This is a genomic window from Halalkalibacter okhensis, assembly GCF_000787375.1.
GTDB classification, from domain to species: domain Bacteria; phylum Bacillota; class Bacilli; order Bacillales; family Bacillaceae_D; genus Halalkalibacter; species Halalkalibacter okhensis.
Genome location: NZ_JRJU01000002.1, coordinates 115,590 through 128,328, shown reverse-complemented (window position 1 = coordinate 128,328; position 12,739 = coordinate 115,590). Strand labels below are relative to the sequence as shown.

Sequence of the window (12,739 nt, the reverse complement as noted above, 5' to 3'; positions counted from 1 at the left end):
ATAATATGAATGTAATCTTTTTCAAAGAGGTGAGTAGAGTTGAGAAGAGTTGAGAAGAGTTGAGAAGAGTACAAAGCTAGATTTAGAACGGATTGTTTTTATTGGGAGAACCCTTGAAGAGTATTTGGATATGTTCTCGCTTTCAGAGGAAGAGCTACAAGGAAAGAAAATACTCGATTGTCCAGCAGGCGCTTGTTCATTTACTGCTGTTGGAAACGAATTAGGTTTAGATGTAACAGCGTGTGATATTGCCTATGATCATTCGGGGGAAGACCTGAAATATAAAGGGCTTCAAGATATTGAACACGCAATGAAGCACATGGAAAAAGCGAAAAATAATTATAAATGGGATTATTTTAATAATGTAGAAGGTCTAAGAAAACATCGTTTAAGAGCCTTGCATGATTGTACCAACGATATGAGGAAATCTAGCGAAAGATACATTCCCGTTACTTTACCTTTGTTACCATTTAAGAATGCAGAATTTGACCTTCTTCTATCGGCACATTTTTTATTTATGTATGCGGATAGACTAGATTATCACTTTCATATCGAAACGTTACATGAGTTATTGCGGGTTACGAAAGAGGAAGTTCGTATTTTCCCTTTAGTTGATTTAGAGGGAGAAAGATATGAGCATTTAGATGAAATAATTAGTTATCTGGCTGACAACGGTTGTACAGTTGAAGAAGTGAAAGTACCATATGAATTTCAGACAAATGCTAACTCAATGTTAAAAATAAGAAAAGGTTAGCTTTTGAAGGGGCCAAGGATTTAGATGGTGTGAAGAATTATTTGGAGAAATAAAAAGACCAGCCAACGATATAGACACTTCACGATTACATCTCGGTTAATCAAAAATAAAAGAGGCTTCTCATCAGTTGACGAACTTAATGAGAAGTCTCTTTTTCATCTCTTTGGATTCATGGCGACGACAAAGTCCTTATTTTGCTACTTTTGCCTTCACTACTTTTGTAGATTCAACAGAAGTTAAGATCTTTTGTTCTTTAGCCATCTGCTTTGCTATTTTTGGTGCACTCCATAGTGGTGGAAGGAGCAAAATAGATACAGGTACTGCCGTTACGACAATAAAGTTTTGCAATGCCTGTATACTTCCTTCACCAATTGTTAGTAGTACTACAGATAAGATGCCAAACAAAATGACCCAAAAGACTCTCATCCATCTTTGTGGATGATCTGTACCTTGTATGGTTACGGCTACTGTATATGAAATGGAATCAACAGTAGTCGATACAAACACAATACTAACGATTAAGAACCCAATAGCCAACCATAATCCCATTGGTAGTTGGTCCATAATTGCCATTACGGTCGCGGGCATTCCGCCATCACCTAATGGGCCTGAGATGGAACCAGGATTATTTAGTTCATGAGATAATCCAGTACCACCAACAACGGCAAACCAGAAATTACTCACTAATGGAGCGATAATAGATACGGCTACAATAAGCTCTCTGATCGAGCGACCACGCGATATTTTACTTATAAAAATAGCCATCATCGGTGCATATCCTAGAAACCAGCCCCAGAAGAAGATCGTCCAATAACCAAGCCAAGCTTGATCTGCGCGATATAAATTCATTCCGAAAAAATGCTGTAATTGAAAAGCTTGCGCACTAATAAAAGAATCTATTAAAAACATTGTTGGGCCAATCATGAGAATGATTGCTGTTAATAAGACAACAAATATAACATTTAAACGACTTAAAAATTGAATACCTTTGTCAACCCCACTTGCTACAGATATAGCAGCAATTAGGATTAGTGCCCCAACAATAATCATATTCGTAGCCAACGTATTTGGAATATCAAATAAAAAATGAAGACCATATCCAATTTGCAAACCTAAAAAGCCGATTGGCCCCATTGTACCTGCAGCAACGGCAATAATTGAAACGATATCGGCAGTTGAACCAATAATACTTTTATTAAATATTTTTTCTCCGAAAATAGGATATAAAATTGCACGTGGTTTAAGTGGATATCCTTTATGATAGTGTGCATACATGAGGACAATGGTTGTTAACGTACCTAAACACGCCCAAGCTAGGAAACCCCAATGAACAAAGCTTTGGGATAAAGCCGGTATGACGGCCTCCTGCGGTGTCATCCCATCACTTGCAAACAACGGCGGAGTTGTAACAAAATGATAGATTGGCTCTGAGGCAGCCCAAAATACACCACCACTAGCTAGTAGCGTACAAAGAATCATAGAAATCCAACGAAAATTACTATTCTCAGGTTTCTCCATTTTTCCTAACTTCACATTTCCATATTTTGAAAAAGCTAATATGATTCCGATCACAAAATTTCCTAGTAATAATAATTGCCAATAAGCACCAAAAAATGTGACTGACCAATTAAAGGATTCAGTTACCCACCCTTCAACCATATTAATGTCAATGAGTGCAAAAATGACAAAAAGGAGTAAAAACCCTCCACTAACAGCAAATGTAGTCCAGTCTGTTTTCATATTCTTTATTGTTTTCATTCTTTTCCTCCATAAAGTATAACGAAGCGAAACGTTATTTTAATCTTCCATTGATTACCCTTAATGTCTGGAGGAAAAGGTTACGGAACTGAAGGGCCACTTGCTCTCTTTCTAATTCGTATACACCTAAAATAGTCGTCTAAGATAATTTCACCTACCTTTCTATTCATTCATTTAATTCTAAGTACCTCATTAGCCGAATGTTAATAGTCTAATATTATAGTGATAAAACATTATGCAGTCAAATGACTTGAACTTTTAAGGGAAGCTTATGTTGTGGAAGGTGGAAAGAGAGTGGGTTTGCGGGAGACTTTGGAAGTGATTTATTTATGGAAAAAGGTGGAATAAAAGAGAAGGTGAGAACTGAAGAGTTTTTTTTCTGTGTCAGTACAACCTCTCGCGTGGAGGAAAACCGATGGCTTGATTGTATTTGAAAGGAGCTATAGGGTGTCACATATTTGGGTAGCCAAAGGGATGAGATGACGCCCGAACTTGAGAGGGAAGTCATAATTGGGGAGCCAAAGGGGTGTGATGGAGCCCGAACTCGAGAGGGAAGCCTTATTTGGGTAGCCAAAGGGATGAGATGACGCCCGAACTCGAGAGGGAAGCCCTATTTGGGTAGTCAAAGGGATGAGATGACGCCTGAACTTGAGAGGTCCTCCGTATTTGGGTAGTCAAAGGGATGTGATGGAGCCCGAACTCGAGAGGTCCCCCGTATTTGGGTAGTCAAAGAGATGTGATGGAACCCGAACTTGAGAGGTCTCCCTTATTTGGGTAGTCAAAGCTGAGTTTTTCCTACTCCGCCTCCGTTTGATCTTTTTTCTACGCTCAAGCAGCCAACTGCAAAATAGCAATGCTATTGAAAATAGGATCAATAGGGGACGAGTAAATCGGAGAAGTCCAGTAAGTGCGACCTATCATTGATGTGGGGAGCTTACTTTACCATGATACACTATAAGTAATATGTAGGAGGTGACTCAAATGAAAAGGGAGGATGAATGTGTGCCAAGTGTTTCCAGAACAGTGGGTTTTGATTGAAGCAATTATTAATATAGACGAAATAACATTAGTTAGTTAATGGCAAGTATGGTTGAGGCACATCTATACTAGCTATTTTTATTTGGTTTTTTTAATTTAATGGTGAAACCATTGAGTGTTCATTCCTAGGACAACCTTTTTGCATTTCTATATTATATAGGAAAAAAAGAATAGAAATTCCTATTCAGTAAATGTACCTTTTACGAGTGGACCCTTTTAAAATAACAGTAGACTTAGTTCTCGAAAATTTTTTTACTTACTAATGAAAGGGCTTACAATATTAGATTTACAAGCTTGAAATGAGGCTTAATATATTTCGGAAAGATGGACTGTCATTTTGATGGAGATAAGACAGAAAACGAATGGCGAAATTTCCACTTGTGCAGCAATGACACTCAAATTTAATCAAGAAGAAGATGAACCATCTTTGAAACTATTTAAAAGAAAGGCTGGCTAAATAGAAAGTACCTGATCATTTTATATTTTTAGATAACTTGCTATAGAAAGGAAATGCAAAGATAAAAAAGGCATTAATGAAGTAAGAGTTCCTAATAAGATGTGTAAACAATTGAAATGATGAGCCCACAAATCAACGGATAATAACTGTATAATCTACCACATCTCCTAAAGAGAGCCCCTGCGAAACATCAATAAATTTCCGTCACAAAAAAATTAAATCGTTCACATTCTGAAATTCAATATCGGCATCCATTGTTAACATGAACGGAGGTGATGAAATCTACAGTTCACGTATAGAAGAGAAAATAAAATAATAGGTAGAGGAGATGGTTGCTGCTGTCATGATTATCAAATTAAATGTAATTCAGAAGAAAATAGTTTTTGTAAAAGTATTTTCACATTAGGTATCTATTTAGATCTAATAGCTTAAACAAGTGTACAAAATTGAATTAGAAAAGGGGAAAAACATGAAAGAAAATAGGATCTTAAAGTCTATCGTGTTCGTTGCTATAACGTTTGCTCTCTTGTTGACTCTAACTGTTCCAACGCATGCAGCATCCGTTCGTGGTGTTGAAAAGATTGAAAATATTCCATACACCGCCCCTGTTCCACAACACACTCAAGGTAACTTACTTGATCTCTATATACCCGATGTGCCAGGGAAGAATAAGTTGCCTCTCGTCATTTGGACTTCAGGTTCGGCATGGATGAGTGATGCGGGTAAGAGTGTTCCTCCCGATGTAGTTTCCCATTTTACCGAAAAAGGATATGCTGTTTCTGGAGTTAGTATCCGCTCAAATACACAAGTACAGTTTCCTGGTCAGCTCCACGACATCCGTGCGGCAATACGTTGGCTTCGTGAAAATGCAGATGAATACAACATTGATCCAAACCGCATTGCTATTCTAGGTAATTCATCGGGCGGTTGGGCGGCTGCAATTGCAGCAACCACTAGTAACATTTGGCAGTTAGAAGGGGAAACAAACGTACAGACTTCTAGCGCGGTTCAGGCAGCCGTCCCATTCTTTCCGCCAGTCGATTTACTTGTCATGAACGAGCAAGAATATACAATCATGGATCATTATGCACCCAACGCTCCTGGATCCATACTAATGGGCTTCCCAATTCAAGATCACCCAGAACTAACAAGAAAAACAAATCCAATTACGTACATTGATGATAATATGCCACCGATGCACATCTTCCATGGATACAATGATGTAATCGTTCCACATGGACAGAGTGTCTTGCTTTATGAGGCTCTAGCATTAGCTGGTAACGAGGTATCGTTTACGTCGGTCCCTAGTGCTGGACATGATCATAGGCAAATTATTGGGGCTAGCGAGTATACCGTGTTCCATACAAATAGAGGTGGACAGGAAAGAATTGGAGTTCAACCTGCACCAACATGGGAGAGCGTGGAGCGCTTTATCAACAAGTCACTCAATCGTGCACGATAAGGTCAAAAGGGAAAAGAATTCTATATGAAGCAAGGGAATTATCCCTTGCTTTTTTAGTTTCGCTAAACGAAGAAAACACTAGATCTGTCCCTCGTCCCCATTGAATATATTTCAGTACATAATGAAGCGCTTTCAATGTATAATGAATAAACAAACTAGTTAGTGTGTTACCATTTGAAGAGAAAGAAGTGTTACGAAATGAAGCACAGTTACTATATTTATGGATTGTTACTTACTGTTACAGGCATTTCGGTTATGTTGACGTATCATTTTTTTATGCAAAGTCTCGATTTTGAAGTGCCGTTGAATGCGAATGGAACGACACTAAAGTCTGAGTATCACTTAGCTCTTATTGTACAGGAATTGGAAACCCCTTATTTACAGGAGCTTTATGCAGGAGCAAAAGATTCTGCCGAGGAAAATGGTATTACAATTGAGTATATGGGTACGAAACAAACGAATATTAGTGACCATATGAAACTAATTGAAATGGCCATTGCTTCGAAAGTCGATGGCATTTTAACTCAAGGGTTATCCAATGAGTTTGAGCCTGTTTTAACGAAAGCGTTGGAAAAGGGAATTCCTGTTATCATTGTGGATTCGGACTTAGAGGACAATCATCTTGTAACCTATGTAGGGACGAATAATTACGATGCTGGCTATGAAATGGGGTTGGCCGTAGTGAATGAATCAGTAGGAGAGACAAAGGTTGTTATTATTACGGGGAGTTTTATTCCTAATAATTTAAATGAGAGAGTTCAAGGTTTTTTAGATGCAACTAGTTTTGAAGAAAGAATTGAAGTGGTTTCAATTGAAAGCTCGAACCTTAGTAAAATTCAAGGAGCTGAGAAGACGTATCAAATGTTGAAGAAAAACCCAGATATCTCTATTTTTTTTGGAACTAGTGCTCTAGATAGCTTAGGTATTGTTGAAGGAATTCAAAAAAGCAATCCAACATCAGATATAAGCATCTATGCATTTGATGCACTAGAAGAGACGGTAGAATTAATTAAAAATGGAGAGATTCATGCGACTCTAAAACAAGAACCATATGAAATGGGCCACTTAGGGGTCAATTTGTTGATAGATCAACTTGAAGGAAAAGAAATCTTAAAAGAGTATCATACGTCCATTACCCTTTTGAGGAAAGAAGATGTAGTAGATGAATACTAATCCAAAAATTAGGATGCCGATTCGAACCAAACTATTGATTAATTTTGTTGTTCTATTTATTGTATTAAGCAGTTTATCTTTATTTATTTTTTATAACTATCATCAAACTGTTAAGCAATATGAACTCATTCAAGAGCGTTTTTTCTTATTAAATGATATTTCACAAAAATCAACGCAAACGTATGAAGCGATGGACGCATTTTTAAATAAAAAAATGAAAAGTGATCAAGAATTGTATGAACATCATCGTCAAGAACTGCTTGATGCAAAGCAACTTTTAAAGCTTAATTTTCTGAATGAAAATAATTATATCGACACTCGAAATTATCAAAATATGATTGAAAGTTTAGTAGAAGAAAGTGACATTGCTGTACAGGCTTTTTTAGAGGATGACATTGAGGTGTATTCAGCTAAACAAAAAGAAGCTTTTATGGTAGTTGGCTTTATCCAGGACCAAACGTTGGCGTTATTAAATAACGATTTATCCATGTTTAATACATATTATGATGCTATAAATAAAAGGAATGATTTCTTAACATTAACCGTGTTGTTCATGTCAATTGCTACTTTTTCGTTTGGGATTTTTATTGCTTATTTGTTTAGTAATAGCATTACATCGCCTATACATCAGCTTACAAGAACGGCTCGTGAAGTTGCCAATGGGAAGCTAGATGGGCCTAAGCTTCCTGAATCGAATGATGAAATAGGATTTTTATCGAAAACATTTAATCAAATGAGGACCGATTTAATGTATTTTGTGAAACAAATAAAAAATAAATCGGAGCAAGATAAATTATTAAAAGAGATGGAATTGAAAAGTTTACAAAGTCAAATTAACCCTCACTTTTTATTTAATACACTTAATACGATTTCCAAAAGTGCGTTAATTGAAGGCTCTGAGCACGTATTTAGATTGATTAATTCGTTAGCTAAGTTACTTCGCTATAATTTAGGTGTTATGGAGAAACCAGTTACGTTATTAGATGAGCTTAGTGTCGTTCAGGAATATTTTTATATTCAAAAGACAAGGTTTGATGATCGCTTTGATTTTTCCGTGAATGTATCAGAAGAATGTCACACTTTGAAAATGCCTATTCTTACTTTACAACCTTTAGTTGAGAACGCATTCATCCATGGACTTGAACCATATGAACAAAAAGGTCTAATTGAAATTGAAGGCTATAGTGAAGGTGACCATATAGTTCTTAAAATACGGGACAATGGGGTAGGGATGGAACAGGAAACGAGTAAAAGGTTATTAGATAAATTATCTGAACGTTCCTATAAATCTAGTGGACACTCAACGGGATTGGGAGTTAAAAATGTACTTAGAAGGCTCGAGTTATTTTATCAAGGGAATGAAACGGTTGTGATTGATTCAGAGGTAGGCAGAGGTACGACGATTGAGTTAACGTTACCAAAGAATTGGGAGGGACGAATGGATGTATAGAATCTTAATCGTAGATGATGAATCCATTGAGAGGAAAGGTCTTCGAAAAGTCATTACTGACGCATTTTCCAATGTCACCATTGAAGAAGCAGATAATGGTAGAACGGCTATATTAAAAGCAGAGGAATTTCGGCCAGATGTGATTTTTATGGATATTAAAATGCCAGGGATTGATGGGATTGAAGCATGTAGAGAAATTAAAAAATTGCATCCTACCGTTCACATTATAATGGTTACAGCGTTTGATACATTTGAATATGCCCGACAAGTGATGATCATTGGAGTCAGGGATTATATTTTAAAACCGAGTACGAAAGAAGAGATCACCGTTCCACTTAGAAAAGTGCTAAATGAAATTGAACGAGAAAAAGAAAAAAGAAAAGAAGAGATTATTTTAAAGGATAATTACCGTCGTGCTTTGTCAATTGTTCAATCAAAAGTGATTACAGCTATGTTAATGGAAGCTTCTTATGGACAACACCTCGGGGATTTACAATTGGAACAAAATTTTAAAAGAGATAGTTTTGTGTTAGTTGTTGAAGCGAAGAAAAAACAAGGAGTTGAAGGAACTATACCTGTACAGGAGCTCATGAGTTATGTACAGGCAGAGTTAGGCCGATTTTATCATCACTATTTTCTTGGAGAAGAAAATATGGGGAGGATTCCAATCCTTGTCCAACTAACCGATCGAGAAAAAAATAAGGTTAGAGATTATGCAGTGAAAAGTGGACAAGTCCTTATCAAAAAAGGCCGGTCTTTGTTTTCGAACATGGAGTTATCCATTGGAATTGGAAGAGTATATAATGAGGTTGAGAAGTTTGTCCAATCGTACCATGAAGCATTATTTGTGTTATCGATGGCAAGGCATGCTTACTCATGTAAGTATTACAATGATCACGTGGATAAAGAGGAGCATTCTATGAGCTCTTATCCCTATAAGTTAGAAAAAAAAGTGCTTGAAACGGTAACCTCAGGGCAATCAGGAGATGTACCAGCTTATTTCAAACAATATATTGACGCCCTCATGTTATTCTGTGAAAAGAATACGGATACTCTTGAGGAAAAATTGTCTGAGTTTTTCATTCTTCTCAGCCGACAAATTGCTGAAAGTGGGGTTTCCGTTTCCTTTGATCGACATCAGCTTGAAATGCAACCCGCAGCCTCCATAAAAAATAAATTAGTTGAGATCTCTCAGCATATTCATACGATGTATCATTCACAAAATAAAGATGTGTTGGTTATAGCAAAAGATTATATTGATCGGCATTTTAAGAAAGCGATCACGCTAGAAGAGGTAGCTGAAGAAGTTAAATTAAGCCCACAATATTTCAGCAAAGTCTTTAAATCACGTGCGAATTGTTCGTTCATTGATTATTTGACAGAGTTAAGAGTAGAGAAAGCGAAGGAGTTAATCCGTTTTCAGGAAAGTAGTGTAAAAGAGATCTGTTATGAAGTGGGTTACAAAGATCCTAATTATTTTAGTCGCGTCTTTAAAAAACATACGGGAGTTTCTCCTAGTGAATACCGACATTCTCTCAATTAAAGTAACAAATCTCACAAGAGGTAACAATCCATTCGTCTTCGCCAATTCGGTGAGGGCTTTTTTATTTGGAAACTTGAAAAACAAACATAAAAGTGCTATATGGTTAAAAAAGTGCTAGGAAGAAAAGATAAAATGATTGGATATGATATGAATGGTGAAATAAGTTAAGAAGGACATATTTAAGTGCTATATGTTTCCGTGTTTTAAAGGGTGAATATGCATTATGATCATATTGTAAGCGTTATCAAATGCATATACAAAACAAAAGGGGGAAACAAGATGAAGAAACTTGGAATGTTACTTATTGTTCTTATGCTTGCTGCATTTATGACAGCGTGTGGTGGTAGTGAATCTGCTGGTGGAGATGGCGGCAGTGAAGGTGGAGGAAGTGGAGAAGCTGGATTTGTTGGTGTATCCATGCCTTCTAAATCACTTGAAAGATGGGTACATGATGGAGATAACATGGTAAAAGAGTTAGAAGCTCTAGATTATAAAGTAGTCTTGCAATATGCAGAGGATGTAGTAGAAACACAAGTTTCTCAAATCGAAAACATGATTACACAAGGTGTTGATGTACTTGTTGTTGCGGCCATTGACGGGGAAGCTCTAACAAATGTTTTACAAATGGCTGCTGATTCAGATATCCCAGTTATTGCATATGACCGTTTAATTAGAGGATCAGAGCATATTTCATATTATGCTACGTTTGATAACTTTAAAGTAGGGCAAATTCAAGGAAACTATCTTGTTGAAGCACTAGATTTAGAAAATGAAGCAGGACCATTTAACATTGAGCTATTTGGTGGGTCACCAGATGATAACAATGCATATTTCTTCTATGATGGAGCAATGTCTATACTACAACCATACATTGACGAAGGGAAATTGGTTGTTAAGAGTGGTCAAGTTGGAATGGATAAAGTTTCGACTTTAAACTGGAGTGCTGCAAACTCGCAATCTAGAATGGATAATCTTTTAAGTACGTACTATACAGATGAAGAAGTAGATGCTGTTTTATCTCCAAATGATGGTTTAGCAATCGGAATTATTTCTGCATTAAAGAACATTGGTTACACAGACCTTCCAGTTATTACTGGTCAAGATGCAGAGTTACAATCTTTGAAAGCAATCATTGCAGGTGATCAGTCTATGACTGTATTTAAAGATACAAGAGAACTAGCTAAAAAGGTTGTAGAGATGGTATCTGCTATTATTTCAGGTGAAGAAGCAGAAGTGAACGATACTGAAACGTATGATAATGGTGTGATTGTTGTTCCGTCTTATTTACTTGAGCCTGTCTATGTAGATGCTGATAATTATGAAGAAGTCATTCTTGGTAGCGGTTACTATACAGAAGATCAACTTCAATAATAAAAGCTCTTGAACAAAGAGGGTGTCTCAAAAACCCGGGTCATTCCCTACTTGAGACACTCTCTTCCTTACATTTATGGTTTACAACGAATCTAAGATTAGGAGTAAGTGATAAGAAACTTCTACATCTTTAGGATAAGGGTGTGGTGAAATGGAAATGCAATCGACGATATTGGAAATGAAAAAGATTACAAAGGAATTTCCAGGAGTAAAAGCCCTTGATACCGTTAATTTAAAAGTGGTAGAAAGGGAAATACATGCAATTTGTGGTGAGAACGGAGCAGGAAAGTCTACTTTGATGAAAGTGTTAAGTGGAGTTTATCCGCACGGTACGTACGAAGGCGATATTTTGTTTAAAGAAGAAGTTTGTGAATTCAAAGACATTAAACAAAGTGAAAATTTAGGAATCGTTATTATTCATCAAGAACTTGCTCTTATACCAGAACTTTCAATTGCTGAAAACATTTTTCTCGGCAATGAGCAAGCACATAAAGGAATTATTAACTGGAATGAAACAACAAATAAGGCAAGAGAATTACTTGCTAAAGTAGGATTAAAAGAGTCTCCAAATACGTTAATTAAAGATATTGGTGTAGGAAAGCAACAATTGGTGGAAATTGCCAAAGCTTTATCTAAAAATGTGAAACTTCTAATTTTAGATGAACCAACTGCAGCTCTTAATGAAAATGATAGTGAAAATTTATTAAATCTATTAATTGAGTTACGTAGTCAAGGAATGTCATCTATTATTATCTCTCATAAATTAAATGAAATTAAGAAAGTCGCTAATTCCGTTACAATCATCCGTGATGGACAATCGATTGAGACATTGGACACCGCTGATATTACGGAAGACCGAATTATTAAAGGAATGGTAGGGCGTAGTTTAACAAACCGTTACCCAGACCGTGAACCGAAAATTGGCGATACATTTTTTGAGGTGAAAAATTGGAGTACGTATCATCCAGTTCAAAGTGATCGTCAAGTTGTGAGAGACGTTAATCTAACCATACGAAGAGGAGAAATTGTTGGTGTTGCTGGATTAATGGGGGCAGGGCGGACCGAACTGGCAATGAGTATGTTTGGAAAATCGTACGGAAAGAAAACAACAGGTGAAATGATTAAGGATGGAAAAAAACTCGAACTTTCTGATGTGAATCAAGCGATCGAAGCAGGAATTGCTTATGTAAGTGAGGACCGGAAAGAGTATGGCTTAATTTTAATGGATGACATTAAACAAAATATTACTCTGGCAAATTTAAAAAAGATTACAAATAAATCTGTTTTGGATGAGTACGAAGAACATGTTGTAGCAGAAGAGTACCGAAAAAAAATGAACATCAAAACCCCTAGTGTGAAGCAAATAGTAGGGAATCTAAGTGGGGGCAATCAGCAAAAAGTTGTATTAAGTAAATGGATGTTCTCAGAACCAGATCTGTTAATTCTAGATGAACCAACGAGAGGGATTGACGTTGGGGCAAAATATGAAATTTATACAATCATGAATCAACTAGCTGATCAAGGAAAAGGCATTTTAGTCATTTCGTCAGAGCTTCCAGAGATTATTGGCATGTGTGACAGAGTCTATGTCATGAATGAAGGCCGAATTACTGGGGAAGTAGATAGGTCCGAAGCGACGCAAGAAACACTGATGAAATTTATGACGAAGAGCAGGGGGGAGTAAAAGTGAGTTCGATTACCAATTTATTTAAAAATAATCTGAAACAATATAG

At 36.6% G+C, this 12,739-nt stretch carries 8 protein-coding genes; 7 read left to right on the top strand and 1 reads right to left on the bottom strand.

The genetic code is table 11. From position 1 onward, the window contains the following. Nucleotides 1-49: 49 nt before the first annotated feature. On the top strand, nt 50-754 hold the full coding sequence (locus tag LQ50_RS02305) for an SAM-dependent methyltransferase (protein ID WP_034625675.1): 705 nt from the start codon (nt 50-52) through the stop codon (nt 752-754). A 189-nt stretch (nt 755-943) separates the two neighbouring features. Here the strand turns inward: LQ50_RS02305 and LQ50_RS02300 are convergent, their stop codons facing one another. Next, nucleotides 944-2,512, bottom strand: a complete 1,569-nt coding sequence (locus LQ50_RS02300; protein WP_034625673.1) for a BCCT family transporter — start codon at nt 2,510-2,512, stop codon at nt 944-946. A gap of 1,964 nt (nt 2,513-4,476) precedes the next feature. Here LQ50_RS02300 and LQ50_RS02295 point away from each other — a divergent pair. The 6 genes from LQ50_RS02295 to mmsA all read left to right on the top strand — a co-directional run bounded on the left by LQ50_RS02295 (nt 4,477) and on the right by mmsA (nt 12,690). Next, nucleotides 4,477-5,469: an alpha/beta hydrolase gene (locus LQ50_RS02295; protein ID WP_052144539.1), complete on the top strand. Its 993-nt coding sequence runs from the start codon at nt 4,477-4,479 to the stop codon at nt 5,467-5,469. Nucleotides 5,470-5,667: 198 nt separating this feature from the next. Continuing rightward, nucleotides 5,668-6,642, top strand: a complete 975-nt coding sequence (locus LQ50_RS02290) for a sugar-binding protein (RefSeq protein ID WP_034625670.1) — start codon at nt 5,668-5,670, stop codon at nt 6,640-6,642. Continuing rightward, a complete protein-coding gene (locus LQ50_RS02285) occupies nt 6,632-8,092 on the top strand; it encodes a sensor histidine kinase (protein ID WP_052144538.1) in 1,461 nt (486 codons plus the stop codon). Before LQ50_RS02290 ends, LQ50_RS02285 begins: the two co-directional genes overlap by 11 nt. Then, nucleotides 8,085-9,635 (top strand): response regulator, encoded by a 1,551-nt coding sequence (locus LQ50_RS02280; RefSeq protein WP_034625667.1) that lies wholly within the window; start codon nt 8,085-8,087, stop codon nt 9,633-9,635. Before LQ50_RS02285 ends, LQ50_RS02280 begins: the two co-directional genes overlap by 8 nt. A 279-nt stretch (nt 9,636-9,914) precedes the next feature. Then, on the top strand, nt 9,915-11,006 hold the full coding sequence (gene chvE, locus LQ50_RS02275) for a multiple monosaccharide ABC transporter substrate-binding protein (RefSeq protein ID WP_034625665.1): 1,092 nt from the start codon (nt 9,915-9,917) through the stop codon (nt 11,004-11,006). A 157-nt stretch (nt 11,007-11,163) separates the two neighbouring features. Next, nucleotides 11,164-12,690 (top strand): multiple monosaccharide ABC transporter ATP-binding protein, encoded by a 1,527-nt coding sequence (mmsA, locus tag LQ50_RS02270; protein WP_034626042.1) that lies wholly within the window; start codon nt 11,164-11,166, stop codon nt 12,688-12,690. Nucleotides 12,691-12,739 lie beyond the last annotated feature (49 nt).